Raw genomic sequence first — 14,259 nt, forward strand, 5'->3', positions numbered from 1 at the left:
CTCGATAATTTTGGAATATTTGTCATCTTGCAAGAGAATACGTATGAGAGGACGGGGTGGTTTCGGGGTTCATCGATTTTGCTTTATCGGTGGCAGAGGGATACGGCTCCCCAACAACCTTTTAGCGAGGAGGTAAAGACGTGCAAGACGATTAGAACTACCCGGCAAACGAAATTGGACGTAAAGCCCGCAGCCTGAAAGAAGGCATCGTTCATTGTCGTCATTTTCCGGGAGCGCTCCGGCGCCCGTTTAGCCGCGATTGTCGAGCTGTATGCCGAAGGACAACTGCAGGTGTTCATGAGAAAAACGTTTCCGCTGGAACAAGCGGCCGATGCTCATCGAGAGGTGGAGAAAGGTCATGGACGAGGGAAAGTCGTGTTGGATGTCTCTTGATTGGACTGTATATATCAAAGCGCCCCTGGCTTTGGAAGAAGCAAGGGGCGCTTTGACGATTCTGCATTACTCGATTCTGCCAGCTTGTCAAACCTGTGTCCAGAAAGACTTCTGTCTACTTGGTGATCATCTGAAACGATCAGCTAGAGTACGTAAATCGTTTCCTTGGATAACCCGCCACGCAAATTAATCCAGGTACGACTCAGCGATCTTGACCAACTCTTCTTTGGTCACCGGATTGGATGTTTCGATATGGTAGCGGATCGTCTGGTTCGTGTTTGGCACGTCGTACACCCAGTGAATATTTTTCCCCGTGCCAAAATCCGTGAAGATCATTTCTACCCCTTTTACCATTAGCTTTTCTTCCTTCAGGTCCCACTCTTTGTGAACGATAACTGTCTCTTTGCTGCTTGTTTTGGACATCGTAACCCGGATGTCTTTTCCTTGGTTGTTGTAGATGCTGAGGATTCTCCAGTAGTCCTTCGACAGCTCCACCGGCATCATGGCAAACTCTTTTTTGGACTCCTCGGCCTGCCTCTTCAGCTTTTTCGCAATGGCTGCCTCTTCTTCCGGGCTGAGAGGATTCACATAAGTCATAGGCTCAAAGTCGACTCTTGCACTTTCAAACTTGTATTTGCCTTCCAGGCTGTCTAAAATCTTGACGGATTGATCCTTCATTTTGTCTCGGAGCTTAGACACATCCGTAAAGGAAATGCCCTTGCTTTCGGTGTAAATTTTCATATCCGGAATGTCCGAAACGACATAAAAGAGACCGGCCGTGCCTTCTTGCAACACTTCGTCGGCGTATCCGCCGCTTTTCAGCGAGCGGATTTGTTCATCTTTGGAAGGACGAGTATAGCCTGATTCTTCCAATGTTTTTTTCTCATATACCACATTTCCCTGCTTGTTTTTCAAAGAGTGATAGTTGACTGCCGCAAAAGCCGAAGAGACTGTCAAAACCATTCCTGCCGCTACCAATAAACCCACTTTGTATTTCACGAAAAATCGCTCCTTTGTTTTTTGTTCGGCGTACAATTTCCCCATCACTTTTCCCGTCAAGTCTACATCGGGAATTCGTGGGTCATGAAAAAGTTCTCTCAAATCCTGATCCCTGTCCGATCTCATTTGGTCCCACTTCCTTTCCTTGGGCATAGTACTTGCGGAATTTCGCAGCCGAACGTTCGTATTTTTTTCGAAGAGTGGCGCTGCTTTGATTCAGAATGAGGCTGATTTCCTGATAGCTCTTTTCCTCTACACAGCGCAAAATCAACAGGTTCCGCTCTTCCACCGACAATTTCGACATCGCCTTATGCACGGACTCGTCGAAATAATGGGCTTCGATTTGCTGATCCACGTGTTTGTTTTCTTTCTCGTCCCGATAAAAGAAGGGGAGATATTTCGCCAGTTTTCGCTTGCGAATCACATCGATGCACTGATGGTAGGCAATCTTGTACAGCCAGGCGCCAAACGGAATCTCGGGCCTGTATTTCTCCAAATAGCGATATGCCTTCAAAAATACTTCCTGGCCGCTGTCCTCGGCTTCGGAATGATGGCCCAGCATGTGATAGCAATAGAGAAAAATCGATTTTTGGTAGAGGTGCATAATCTTCTCGAACTTCTCGGTATCACCCTTCAATACGTCAGCGATGATCCCCTGTAGTTCAGCTTCATCCAAACCGCTCACCCCCTTTCATCCTAAACAACGAAGGAGCCACATCAAAATGTGACGGTTACCGAAAAAAATAAGAAATGGACGGACGGGAGCAGTCGTTCTCGCCCGTGAAATCAAAGTTGGCACCAGTTCAACATACAGGAAGCAGCAACAGGGCGGTCAACCTTTTTGTGGACAAGACAGCCAATGCCCAACTACAGTTACGCCCGGAACGTTCAAATCGATACGGGCATCCGCGAAATGCCAGTGCACGGGCAACAGCTTGCATGCAGGAACGACTCAAGATCGTCGGGAAATCCGGGGATAGGTTTCGGGGGGGTTGGAATTTTTTTCTATTGGGCGGTTTTGTGGTATACTAAAGAAAATTAACTGAATAGTCATTCATTTTTTACCTTGTACAAAAGGGGGGGCGAGTTCAATGGAAGCTGTGCTTCAAAAACAGAAGGTGAGCAGAAGGAAAAAAGCGGTCAAGATTGTTGTTGCCGCAGTGGTTGTTTTGCTTGTAATCAGCGCTGTTTTATTTGGAATCGCAAACGCATACATAGCAAGGTCGCTGCCGCAGATCGAAGGCGAGCTTTCCGTGGCGGGGCTTGCAGAATCGGTAACGGTCGCAAGAGATGAGCATGGCGTCCCGCATATTTACGCCAGCAACGAGCATGATTTATTCATGGCCCAAGGATATGTTACGGCACAGGACCGCCTGTTTCAAATGGACTTGAGCAGAAGGCAAGCATCCGGCGAGCTCAGCGAAGTCATTGGCGAGAAGGCTGTGGACCGCGATAAATACTTCCGGACGCTCGGATTGCGCAGAGCGGCAAAGCTCTCCCATGAGGTCTACTCGCAGGAAGCCAAGGATATCCTGCAATGGTATGCAGACGGGGTGAATGCCTACATCAGCGAGGCGAAGGCAAAGGGAGCCTTGCCCATCGAATTTGCACTTCTGGGCTATGAGCCAAAGGAATGGACGCCGCTCGACTCGCTGACCATCGGAAAATACATGGCCTATGATCTGGGCGGGCATTGGGAAGGGCAAGCGTTTCGCTATTACCTCCTGAACCATTTTCCGAAAGAGAAGGCGTACGATCTGTTCCCGAACGAGGAAAAAGCGGGGCCTCCGATCATTCCGCCCATCGGGGATGGAAAAGTAGATGTCGAGAAAAGCTTTGCCAAAGCGATCATTCCCCCTGAATTCAATGGGAGCAACAACTGGGTGGTTAGCGGCAAAAAAAGCGCGTCGGGCAAGCCGCTGTTGGCGGATGATCCGCACCTGTCCCTGGCGACGCCATCCATTTGGTACCAGACCCATCTGAAGGCTCCTTCGGTAAATGTGAGCGGTGTTATTTTTGCGGGAGTCCCGGGGATTATTCTGGGCCATAACGAGCATGTGGCCTGGGGAGTGACGAATACGGGACCGGATGTACAGGATTTGTATATCGAAAAAAGAAATCCGGAGCAGCCGAGCCAGTTTCTCTACATGGGGAAATGGGAGGAAGCACAGGTCATCGATGAGCCGATCCGGGTGAAGGACAAAGAGACGATCCCGTATCAGGTCACCATTACGAGACATGGGCCTGTTATTTCGGAGTTCGCCGAAGATAGCGGCAAAGATACCGTTTTCTCGTTGAAGTGGACGGCGCTGGAGCCATCCCGGGAGCTGGAAGCGGTTTTGCGGATGAATAAAGCGAAAAACTGGAACGAGTTTGAAAAGGCGCTGGAAGACTTCCACACGCCGACGCAAAATTTTGTATTTGCCGCACAGGATGGGACCATCGCCTACAAGGCAAACGGGAAAATTCCCATCCGCAAAAAGGGCAACAGCCTCGTCCCTGTTCCCGGGTGGACAGATGAATACGAGTGGACGGGGTACATCCCGTACGACCAGCTCCCCAAGACTGTGAATCCAATGCAGGGCTTCATCTCCAGCGCGAATTACAAAGTCACGGATGACAGCTATCCGTACCACATCAGCAATGTCTGGGCACAGCCGTATCGTCAAATGAGAATACAGCAGGTGCTGCAGGCAAAGGAAAAGCTGACCGTGGAGGACATGCAAAAGCTGCAAATGGATCAAGCAAACCTGCAGGCTGATGAATTCGTGCCGATCTTTTTGGAGCATGTGAAAAAGGAGCCGCTCACGGAGAAAGAAAAGGCTGTTCTCGCTGTGCTGGAAACATGGAATTTCGTCGACGACAAAGATTTGGCTGCGCCTCTCGTATTTCATACGTGGATGCGGCAAGTGGCGAATGTCCTGTTCAAGGAGCAAATACCGGACAGCATAAATGACTTGTTTGAAGGAAAGAGGCAAATCGTCGACGATCTGATCCGCAGAGCCCACACCGGCAAGCCGGGTCCTTGGGTACAGGAGAAGGGAGGGCTTTCCAAGGTGCTTCACGCTGCTTTGCAGGAAGCCATTGCGGAAATCGAAGCTGCCCACGGAACAAACAGCGAGAAATGGAAGTGGGGCGAGGCTCATCAAATGTCTTTTCTTCACCCCTTGTCCAGCGTGACCGGACTGAACTACCTCTTTAACTGGGCAAAACCGATCCCGGCAGGGGGAAGCGCTGTAACTGTCCAGGCCGCCAGCTACAATCAAAAGACGGGCCTCATCAACCACGGGGCATCCTGGCGGTTTGTCGTCGATACGAATGATTTGACAAAGGGGTATCATGTAGTCGGTCCCGGTCAGTCGGGACATGTAAAAAGCCCTTGGTACGACGATCAGTTTGGTGCATGGGTCGAGGGAGTGTACCATGCCACATCCATCGCGGACACACAGGAAACAGGCCATGTGCTAACGCTCCGGCCCAAGTAGATTGTTGTTAGGTCGGGCGAAGGAGGGTCCTCCTTATAGCCTATGCTCCCGAAATGCCTGCTTTACCCGCTCAATCTGGGAGAGGTGGTCACGGACATGCTGGACGCGCAATCCCAGCAGCTCTTTGAACGTGTACCGCACTCCATCGGGATATTGCCCGACCCGCTCAAGCTGCTCGGGAGTCAGATTTTCGAGAAGCGGCAGCATGCTGGCCCGCAGCATTTGGAACAGGAGCATATGCTGCTTGCGGTCCAACCGATTATATCCGAGGTTATCCGTCCAGGCTTCCTGATCAAATGACAGGAGAAGCGGTTCTTCCTCCGCCAAGACTTTTCTCAGCCGATGTGTCGCCAAGATTTCGGCATCTGCAACATGAATAAGAATCTGGTGGATGCTCCATTTGTCCGGTGCAGGTTGGAACCGCAACTCCTCCTCAGACAATCCTTCAACGGCTTCTCGCAGCAGCTCATGGTCTTGGCGGTACTCCTCGATCAACTTTTCCATCCGTTCCTCTCCTTCATCATAATTCGTGTGGCTGGTAGCCATTTCGAATATAATTCTTCGATATAGAGCAAGTACCTTCTGGGTTTTCACGAAATAAATGTAACCACGTTGTGGAAGACGTGGTTTTTTACTGAACGGACCTCATGGCAGGCCAGAAGGAAACTTTTCATGGGATCAGCCGTCTATTTAGTTGAAATTTGTACGAGGAGCAGAAAAAGCTGATGGGTAACATACGGATTCATCTCTGCACAGTGATGATTTTGCTAGTAGTAGCTGCAAGTGCTTGCGGCAACCCAATGGAATCCGAACCAACCTTACGGGTCGACAGGGATGGCCTTGAAAAAACGGTTCGCTCAGAAGGCTATGGCTTGCAAGCACGTTTGGAGCCGGAAGCAGAAGGCATCGCTGCGTATTTCGTTCCCTGAACAGGCTGCACTCTTGTTCCAAGCGGTTGAGCTTACAGAACTCGAAAATGCAAAGCCTGCCCAGACATGGGAGCATGCCGGAACCATTCCATTCGGAAACGTAGCGGGAAGCCCGGCATTTTTGCAAGTGTTTAAAGAAACAAATCCGGTTGCCTCTTGCGGTTCCGATTACCAGGCTGTTGCTCTTCTTGAACATAAAGGAGAGACGTTCGGCTATCGGGAATGTTTTTCTGCCAGTCTGATTGAAGACGCCATTCAAAAGAAAAAGGCTTCCGTGGTCTTGTTGGAGAAAAACCATGCCGCTGCGGGCTCAAATTACGTGCTGCAGGTGCAGCGGCATTAGCTGCAAACGGACCGGCCAGGATGGGTTATTTTTACTATGATAGTTCCCAAGACAAATGGTTCGCCTTTGAGGATTGGGGGGACCCGCGTCTTGCAGACCTGGACGGAGACGGAGCGGATGAACTGGTCAATCAGTTTGAAGGCTTGCACCTTCACTGGCCGGATGTAAACATATACCGCTGGAGGGGCAGCGTGCTTGAGAAGAGCGAATCGGTCAAGGCGGTGCTGCAGGTACCCCATTTTTCCTTGAGCTCTGCCATCGCAAACACGGAGAGCGGTCCGCATACAATCAAGGTCCAAGCTGCAATGGACAGCGAGTCCGTCCGTACGGAGTCGGCAACTTACAAATAGGAGAGCGGGAAGTTGCTGCGAATCGCCAGTGAATGACAGTATCCGTCGGTGTTACGCCAGTTTGGAGCCTAGCTGCCTTGCTTTCTCCAGCCATTTGGCCCGCTGCTTCTCCGATGAAGAGTTCACCGGGCTGATTTCGGTCACACGCACTGGCTTGATCCCGCAAAAATGCAAGATGTTTCGTTTCATCACGAGATGCCCGGCTTGTCTGTAGATCAAGCGATTGTACCAGGCAGGCGTATCCATAGTGACGATCAAACGCGCCGTTTTTCCGGTCAAGAGCTTATCCCATAATGGAGAATCTGTTCGGTATTTATACGCGAACCCGGGCAAAAAGACGCGGTCAAAAAATCCCTTCAGGATGGCAGGCATCGTTCCCCACCAAGTCGGGTAGACAATGACGAGATGGTTGGCCCAGCGGATCAATTCCTGCGCTTCCTGCAAGTCGCTTTCAAGCTCGGTTCTTTTCCGGTACCCATACTTCAAATTCGGATCAAACTCAATTTGGCTCAAGTCGATGGTCCGAATTTGTGCCGATGTGCTGGAGGCCCCTTCCATATAAGCATGGGACAAGGCAGAGCAAAAGCTTTCCGGATCGGGATGTCCGTTGATTACGAGAATATTCAACTTTCTGTATCCCCCTTTGTGCGTATTATGAAAAAAATGGCTGCCTCCGCGGTTTGCACACACTGCCGGGCGGGAGCAAAAACCGTAGCCTTCCGATGCGATTCATTCATTGTGATAGGATGGAAAGAAGGACTGTATTCAGTATAACGGATGAATTTCGGACACATAAATGATGCAAAGCGCATAAATGTTGTTGTTTTGCGCAAAAGGGAGGCTTGGACGTTGATGGATGACCAGGGATTTGCCATTTCCATGGTGTACCCGATCATGAAGACCATCGCGCAAAAAGGGTTCGATTTCGGGCAGTTTTGCCGTCACGTTTCTTTTGACATGGCGAAGCTGCAGGATGTGGACGCCCGCATAGACGAGAGCGAGCTGGTGCGGTTGATGAACGAAGCCGCCCGGTTTACGCAGGACGACTATTTCGGCCTGCATCAGGGAGAGCTTACGGATATCGCCGATATGGGCATTCTCGGCTATGTCATGATGCACTCCGATAGAATCGTCGATGCGCTGAAGGCTTATCAAAGGTACAACGTGATTCTTTGCAGCGGGTATAATCTGGATTGGGAGGAGCAGGGAGACGATGCGATCCTCCGGTTTTACAAGACAACCCCAACGCCGATGTCCCGCCAGTGCGTGGAGGATATGGTCAGCTCCTTGTATCATTTGATTGCCCGCATGAGCAACCGGTCCATTACGATAAAGGAGCTGCAATTTGCCCATGCAGCTCCTGCGGATGACGGCCCGTACTTGTCCATATTCGGCGTAGAGCCGCGCTTTGACGGGCGGGAAAATGGGCTGCGCATGAGCAAGGAGGTTCTGCAATATCCGATCCTGTATTCAGATCCGCGATTGCGGAGAGCTTTTGAACCGATCGCAGAAGAAGTCAGAGAGAAGCTGCTCAGAGGAAGGGAATTTTCGGACCGTGTCTTCCAATGGATGATGGCGTGCATGCCTGCGTCTCTTCCGACTTTGCAGGAGACAGCAGCATCGTTTCAGATGAGTACGCGATCACTGCAAGCGAAGCTAAAGGAAGAGAGTACGTCTTATAATGAGTTGTCGGCTCGCGTTCGCAAGGAAATCGCGTTGGTTTATTTAAACAAGCACGAGTATTCCATCAGTCAGATTGCCTACTTGCTGCATTATACAGAGCCAAGCGCATTTCAAGCTGCATTTAAAAAATGGACGGGATTGACGCCGGGGCAGTACCGGGCTCAGAGAAGACAAAAATCGGTATCCCTCGATACTGCTGAATTATGAGCATTGCCGCACATACAATCCCGGCGTCGATGAATCTATGATCAAAAGGAAGTGAATTCACATGCGAATGTATCTTCCTTTTCAAACACCTGCCGTGCAGCGCGAACTGCTCGATTTGCTGAAATGTTTGCATGCACAGGCAGCTGATTCCGACGATCTGCTGCAAACGAGTCTGCAATACATGTACGTCAGTCGCGGAATGGTTTCGATGAGCTCTTTGGCTGACTTGCTCGGATACAGTGACCGGAATATAAGACGAGGCTTTCAAAAAGAGCTGGGGGTCTGCCCAAAAGAGCTTTCAGGCATCATCCGCTTTCAGAGCTTGCTGCGAGAGCTGAATAATGGATCACAGTCCCATTTCGCTGACGTAGCTGTAAAATACGGTTATTACGATCAGGCGCACTTGATCAATCAATTTAAACGTTATTATGGATTGACTCCCAACCAGGTTTTCAAACAGGTAAAAAGCAAAGAAACGTGTCCGTTTTTTACTATAAAAAAGGGTGGCAATCGGCGATCATATGTGAAAAGTGAATAAAAAAATCAGCTCTGGGAGGACTGTTCAAGATGATGAAACCGCGAATTTCCGTTCTTACATTGGGGGTAGACGATCTGGAAAGATCGCTGACATTCTATCGCGACGGACTCGGTTTGCAGACACAGGGGATCATCGGTACAGAATTTGAACACGGCGCCGTTGCCTTTTTTGACCTGCAAGCCGGGCTCAAGCTCGCTATCTGGCAGCGGAAGGACATCGCCCATGAGGCGAAGGTTCCTTTGGCATCGCCAAGCTCAACCGAATTTACGATCGGTCACAATGTCGGCAGCAAAGAAGAAGTGGACAAGATCATGGAACTCGCCGAAAAGGCCGGGGCCGTGATAACAGACCCGGCGCATGAAGCCTTTTGGGGCGGATACTCCGGGCACTTCCTGGACCCGGACGGCCATTTGTGGGAGGTAGTCTGGAATCCGGCCTGGGAGATTGAGGGTTAACTTGCCGCTTGTATTCGGTGTATGGTCAGTGTAGGAGTACAGGATTGATCCTGCCGACATGCTGGAGCTTACAAACACATTCAAGCCACGTCAGCGGACGTGGTATTTTCTTTGAATGGAGTTGGCATCTAGCGTATGACAGCAATCCATAAGAAACCAGGAATGATTTGTTTTGCTACTATTTACGTATACAAGAGGCACGATCCTGGTTGCTGGGAAAGGGAGGATGGGAGAAGTCAGAGCAAAGCGGTAAGGAAGGTATTACGAATGGAAATGAAGCTTGATCGTAAAAACGCCCGAAAGTGGAAAATGAGGAAAGGAGAAATGACAGGATGAACAGCATTTCAAAAAGCCGGCTGTGGACGGCGCGAATCATGAGCGGACTTGTCATTTTGTTTATGCTCTTCGACAGTATTTTCAAATTTATTCAACCAGCTCCCGTAGTGGAAGGAACACTGCAGCTCGGATACGCCCAGCATCATCTTGCTGTGATTGGTACACTCGGACTCATCTCCACGATTCTTTACGCGATTCCTCGTACAGCTTTTTTGGGCGCGGTCCTGCTGACGGGCTATTTCGGGGGGGCCATCGCTACACACATTCGCATGGATGCTCCTCTTTTCAGCCATGTCCTGTTTCCGGTCTATCTTGCGGTGTTGGCTTGGGGAGCGATTTGGCTGAGAAACGAAAGGGCACGGAAACTCATTCCCCTGCAAAACAGAGAGGATTGAGAAGGATAAATACGCTTCCTTACACCGGCTGAACTGCCGGTGTTTTCGTTGGTTCCAAAGAGGGGCTGGGCATCGGCCTTTCAGAAGGTGTTTCTGATCGGTTCTCTTTTTGCCGTAGTGGCGTTTATCATTTGCTACTGCAGTTGAAAGGCCGCCTTCCAACGAAAGGAGAGAGTCGGGAGTGCTGCCGTACCTCAAACCGGTACAGAGCAAATTGTGATATAATATCCGTCTAAATCGCGCAAGGTGAATTCATTGTGTCCGGCAAACGGATTAAGATGGGGCTCGTCCTCAATCTTTGTTCCAAGCGATTGAGCTCTTTCCCATGCACGGTCGAAATCGTCAACCCGGAAAAAGAGCAACAGTCCGTTTCCAGGCTTTCCATGATCCGGACTCAGTAACGACGGATGCCCATGATCACCCCAATGATGCAGGCAAAGCAGGATGTTCCATCCGTATCAACAAGCTGATCAAATATGCCGTTGGAGTGGCTATTTTGGAAAGCGAGCAGCGATTGATACCACTGCGAACTGGCCTTCACATCATTCACTGCAATGATTGGTTCTGTACGCACCATTACCGGTTTGCACGTCCTCTCCTTCCAGATTAGGTTTAGGATAAGCCATAATACGGAATTTTTACAACCTTTTATCAGGAGAAACTAGAGATTGCACTAAGAGTGTAGCGGCGTCTTAAAAAGAGACGCCTCCATCGCGACAAGGATTTGGGATGGATGTACGGGATCGGTTTCACCGTTTGGACGGCCATCGGTGGAATATGCTGTACAGGGATATGAGCAAGATACCCCAAGCATAAAAAAGATTTGCCTGTTGACACAACTTTACGAATGTAATACAATTTCCAATAATTTAACAAGCAAATGGTTATGAGTAGAAGTAGTAGAAATGAAAAGATCTTTCAGAGAGCCGTTGGTCGGTGCGAAGCGGCAGTATCATTCATTTCGAACTCGTCTATGAACTGCTGCCTGACAATGTAGGGTAAGCCGGAGTTCCACCGTTACAAGGATAGATGGTGATGGCCATCGAATGAGCTCATTTCACAGGAAATGAAGTAGAGTGGTACCGCGGGGTCAACCTCGTCTCTATACGTAGAGACGGGGTTTTTTTGTTGGTTAAAGTCCGGGTTTAGCCGCCCCCGCTTGATATACAGAAAACAAGGAGTACTGGGGAGGAAGCACAGATGACAAGAAACATTATCGTATTGGATACCACTTTGCGCGACGGAGAACAAGTGCCGGGCGCCAAACTGAATGTCCACCAAAAAGTCGAGTTCGCACAGCAGTTGAAACGACTGCAGGTAGATATGATTGAAGCCGGTTTTCCCGCCTCGTCGCAGGGGGATTTTCAAGCGGTTCAGGAAATTGCCAAAAGTGTAGGGGACGCCGTCTCGATTACGGCACTGGCGCGCGCGGTCAAAAGCGATATCGACGCCGTGTACCATAGCATCAAGCTTGCGCAGGACCCGTTCATCCACATCGTGCTGGGTACCTCGAACATCCATGTGGACAAGAAATTTAACCGCTCCAAGGACGCCGTTCTGCAGATGGGGGTCGACGCGGTGAAATACGCCAAAACGCTGCTTCCGCGCGTGCAGTACTCGACAGAGGACGCATCCCGGTCGGATTTCGAATATTTGTGGAAAACGATTGAAGCCGTCGTCAAAGCAGGCGCTACCATCATCAACGTGCCGGATACGGTTGGATATGCGGTCCCGGAGGAATTCGGCGAGCTGATCCGCAAGATCAACGAACGGTTGAAAAATCTCAATGAGGACGTCATCCTGAGCGTCCATTGCCATAACGACCTGGGGATGGCTACGGCGAATACACTTGCTGCCGTGAAAAACGGGGCGGAAAAGGTCGAAGTGACCATTAACGGTTTGGGTGAACGAGCCGGGAATACATCACTTGAGGAAGTCGTGATGGGACTCAAGGTCCGGGAGAATTACTACAATTGCTCCACCAATATCAAAACGACAGAGCTGCTGCGAACATCCAAGCTGCTCACGTACCTGACTGGACTGGATGTACAGGTGAACAAAGCGATTACCGGGGAAAATGCCTTTGCTCACTCCTCCGGCATCCACCAGGACGGTTTGCTGAAGGATAAACAGGTGTATGAAATCATTTCGCCGGAAGACGTAGGGGCGGAGAGCATGGAACTGATTTTGACGGCCCGCTCCGGCCGCCATGCGTTTAAAAATGCGGTGGAAAGAATGGGCTTTGACACAGGCGATGCGGCTGATTTTGAGGCGCTGTTCGAAAAATTCCTCGCCTTGGCCGATTCGAAAAAAGAAGTGTACGACCACGACGTCTACTACCTGGTCACCAATCACCGCGCGCTTCAGCAGCAAAGCTGCGGTCAACTGTATGAGCTGGTATCCTTCCAGGTGATGACCAATGACCAGTATCCGACGGCCACTGTCAAGCTGAAAAAGGGCAACGAGGAATTTACAGACAGCGCGGTCGGCGACGGACCGATCGATGCTTTGTACAGTGTCATCAAATCGTTGGTGGGACTGGACGTGGAATTGAAGGATTACAAAATCAACAGCTTGTCCAGAGGGAAAGAAGCGATCGGGCGCGTCAATATTCGCATCGATCATCAAGGCAAAACGTACTCCGGACGGGCCATGGACACGGATATCATCAAGGCGAGCGCCATGGCTTTCCTCAACGGCATCAACGCCGTCCTGCTTGATGTGACGAATGAGAGCTTGAATCCGGTTGGGTAAGCTGGACAATCAAAAGCCCTTGGGAAACCAGGGGTTTTTGATTTGTTCCTTTTGCCATTCTTTTACATTCGCTTATAATGGGCAGTAGAGAAAAGAGCAAGGGGGCAGACATGTACAATCTTATCGGGAAAATCATTGGCTGCATCGTGATCATCGCTGGCCTGCTGTTTTTCGGTTTCATGGCGATGTTGTTTACAACGCTGCAAGGCGGAGTAAAATTTTATACGCCGCTTTCGGCAGTAGTAACGGCTGTGCTCATTCTGTTCGTTATTTTGCGAATGTTCGTTCCAATCAAGCCGCGTATCCTTTATCGATCGCTGGCGGTCTGTTTTGGCCTGTGTCTCTTGGCCGTGGCAGGCTATGAGATCAACTACGCCTACCATAACAGTATCGAAACCGTTGGCGAGCAGGATGTAGATTTGGAGCAGTACCGCCCGTTTCAGCCATATACGAAAGCGGCAAAGCTGGAGGAGCCCTCGACCCTCAAGCTGGAATCCGAGCTGCCCAGAATTGACGGAGCGACAGCGTTTTATCCTTTATATGCCGCCTTTGTGCAGGCGGTTTATCCAGAGAAGCAGTACGATCTGTACGATGGCGAAGTGATGGTCAGCAAGACTCCGCAGGCATACGAAAATTTGATCGTAGGCAACGCAGATGTCATCTTTGCCTTTGCTCCCTCCGAATCGCAATTGGAGGAAGCCAAAAGGAAAGGCAAAGAGCTGAAGCTCACGCCGGTTGGTCGGGAAGCCTTCGTCTTTTTCGTCAACGCGGAAAATCCCGTGAAAGGGCTGACGACCGGGCAAATCCAGGATATTTACTCGGGAAAGATCACCAACTGGAAGGAGGTAGGCGGCCCCAATGAAGCGATTCGCGCCTTCCAGCGGCCGGAGAACAGCGGAAGCCAAAGCATGCTGCAGAGGTTCATGGAAGACAAGGAGCTGATGACCCCTCCCCAGGAGGATGTGGTCCAAGGGATGGGGAGAATTATCGAGCAGACGGCGAACTACCGGAACTACAAGAACGCCATCGGCTATTCATTCCTCTATTTCGCGACCGAGATGGCAAGCAACGGCAATATTCGCCTGCTTGAGGTGGACGGAGTAAAGCCGGAGAAAAGCACGATCAGCAGCAAGGAGTATCCGTTGACTGCCGAGTTCTACGCTGTGACAGCGGGCAGCGACAATCCGAACGTATCCAGGCTGATCGAGTGGATCCTGTCGCCCCAAGGACAGTGGCTGGTGGAAAAGACCGGCTATGTGCCGATAGCGGATCCGGCTGTTCGATAGGCAAGCTGCAGGACCGGCCGCCAAGACTGGATTTGGATTGATAGGTGTGATACGAGCGTTCTGTCACTAAACCTCGTTGACACAAAAAGGGAGTATTGCTATAAAA

16 protein-coding genes and 1 other annotated feature are annotated in these 14,259 nt (G+C 50.4%); of the genes, 10 read left to right on the forward strand and 6 right to left on the reverse strand.

What is annotated here, in order from left to right:
- Positions 1–222 precede the first annotated feature (222 nt).
- Positions 223–393, forward strand: a complete 171-nt coding sequence (locus tag EDM54_RS09005) for a zinc-binding dehydrogenase (protein ID WP_227277577.1) — start codon at positions 223–225, stop codon at positions 391–393.
- A 186-nt stretch (positions 394–579) separates the two neighbouring features.
- Here the strand turns inward: EDM54_RS09005 and EDM54_RS09010 are convergent, their stop codons facing one another.
- Complete coding sequence (locus tag EDM54_RS09010; protein ID WP_141334126.1) at positions 580–1,392, reverse strand: DUF4367 domain-containing protein; 813 nt, start codon at positions 1,390–1,392, stop codon at positions 580–582.
- An 82-nt stretch (positions 1,393–1,474) separates the two neighbouring features.
- Positions 1,475–2,077 (reverse strand): RNA polymerase sigma factor, encoded by a 603-nt coding sequence (locus tag EDM54_RS09015; protein WP_227277557.1) that lies wholly within the window; start codon positions 2,075–2,077, stop codon positions 1,475–1,477.
- A 406-nt stretch (positions 2,078–2,483) separates the two neighbouring features.
- Between EDM54_RS09015 and EDM54_RS09020 the strand changes: the two genes are divergently transcribed.
- Positions 2,484–4,877, forward strand: coding sequence for a penicillin acylase family protein (locus EDM54_RS09020; RefSeq protein ID WP_122958095.1), 2,394 nt, complete (start codon positions 2,484–2,486; stop codon positions 4,875–4,877).
- Between the two features lie 33 nt (positions 4,878–4,910).
- Here EDM54_RS09020 and EDM54_RS09025 read toward each other — a convergent pair whose 3' ends face one another.
- The gene (locus EDM54_RS09025; protein WP_122958096.1) at positions 4,911–5,381 is read right to left on the reverse strand and encodes a DinB family protein; all 471 of its coding nucleotides are present in this window, start codon (positions 5,379–5,381) and stop codon (positions 4,911–4,913) included.
- A gap of 330 nt (positions 5,382–5,711) precedes the next feature.
- Between EDM54_RS09025 and EDM54_RS09030 the strand changes: the two genes are divergently transcribed.
- Both EDM54_RS09030 and EDM54_RS09035 read left to right on the forward strand, forming a co-directional pair.
- Positions 5,712–6,149 (forward strand): hypothetical protein, encoded by a 438-nt coding sequence (locus tag EDM54_RS09030; RefSeq protein ID WP_122958097.1) that lies wholly within the window; start codon positions 5,712–5,714, stop codon positions 6,147–6,149.
- Positions 6,150–6,169: 20 nt separating this feature from the next.
- Positions 6,170–6,499, forward strand: coding sequence for a hypothetical protein (locus tag EDM54_RS09035; protein WP_122958098.1), 330 nt, complete (start codon positions 6,170–6,172; stop codon positions 6,497–6,499).
- 51 nt (positions 6,500–6,550) lie between these two features.
- On the opposite strand, the gene EDM54_RS09040 is transcribed toward EDM54_RS09035, so the two are convergent.
- Positions 6,551–7,126 carry an NAD(P)H-dependent oxidoreductase gene (locus EDM54_RS09040; protein WP_031932270.1) on the reverse strand — a complete coding sequence of 192 codons (576 nt, stop codon included), beginning with the start codon at positions 7,124–7,126 and terminating at the stop codon, positions 6,551–6,553.
- 225 nt (positions 7,127–7,351) lie between these two features.
- Between EDM54_RS09040 and EDM54_RS09045 the strand changes: the two genes are divergently transcribed.
- The 4 genes from EDM54_RS09045 to EDM54_RS09065 all read left to right on the forward strand — a co-directional run bounded on the left by EDM54_RS09045 (position 7,352) and on the right by EDM54_RS09065 (position 10,113).
- Positions 7,352–8,389: an AraC family transcriptional regulator gene (locus EDM54_RS09045; RefSeq protein ID WP_170208327.1), complete on the forward strand. Its 1,038-nt coding sequence runs from the start codon at positions 7,352–7,354 to the stop codon at positions 8,387–8,389.
- Positions 8,390–8,450: 61 nt separating this feature from the next.
- Positions 8,451–8,927: a helix-turn-helix domain-containing protein gene (locus EDM54_RS09050; protein WP_122958099.1), complete on the forward strand. Its 477-nt coding sequence runs from the start codon at positions 8,451–8,453 to the stop codon at positions 8,925–8,927.
- A gap of 32 nt (positions 8,928–8,959) precedes the next feature.
- Entirely contained in the window at positions 8,960–9,382 is a 423-nt protein-coding gene (locus tag EDM54_RS09055) for a VOC family protein (protein ID WP_024984441.1), read from the forward strand.
- Between the two features lie 332 nt (positions 9,383–9,714).
- Positions 9,715–10,113, forward strand: coding sequence for a DoxX family protein (locus tag EDM54_RS09065; protein ID WP_003387896.1), 399 nt, complete (start codon positions 9,715–9,717; stop codon positions 10,111–10,113).
- Between the two features lie 194 nt (positions 10,114–10,307).
- On the opposite strand, the gene EDM54_RS27355 is transcribed toward EDM54_RS09065, so the two are convergent.
- Both EDM54_RS27355 and EDM54_RS26760 read right to left on the reverse strand, forming a co-directional pair.
- Complete coding sequence (locus EDM54_RS27355) at positions 10,308–10,475, reverse strand: VOC family protein (protein WP_218032625.1); 168 nt, start codon at positions 10,473–10,475, stop codon at positions 10,308–10,310.
- A gap of 32 nt (positions 10,476–10,507) precedes the next feature.
- Positions 10,508–10,690 carry a hypothetical protein gene (locus EDM54_RS26760; RefSeq protein WP_218032624.1) on the reverse strand — a complete coding sequence of 61 codons (183 nt, stop codon included), beginning with the start codon at positions 10,688–10,690 and terminating at the stop codon, positions 10,508–10,510.
- 300 nt (positions 10,691–10,990) lie between these two features.
- Positions 10,991–11,220 (forward strand) — a binding site (T-box leader).
- A 93-nt stretch (positions 11,221–11,313) separates the two neighbouring features.
- Here EDM54_RS26760 and EDM54_RS09080 point away from each other — a divergent pair.
- Positions 11,314–12,867, forward strand: coding sequence for a 2-isopropylmalate synthase (locus EDM54_RS09080; protein WP_003387893.1), 1,554 nt, complete (start codon positions 11,314–11,316; stop codon positions 12,865–12,867).
- 110 nt (positions 12,868–12,977) lie between these two features.
- Positions 12,978–14,153, forward strand: coding sequence for a PstS family phosphate ABC transporter substrate-binding protein (locus EDM54_RS09085; RefSeq protein WP_122958100.1), 1,176 nt, complete (start codon positions 12,978–12,980; stop codon positions 14,151–14,153).
- Positions 14,154–14,259 lie beyond the last annotated feature (106 nt).

Source organism: Brevibacillus borstelensis (assembly GCF_003710865.1).
In the GTDB taxonomy this organism is placed as follows: domain Bacteria; phylum Bacillota; class Bacilli; order Brevibacillales; family Brevibacillaceae; genus Brevibacillus; species Brevibacillus borstelensis.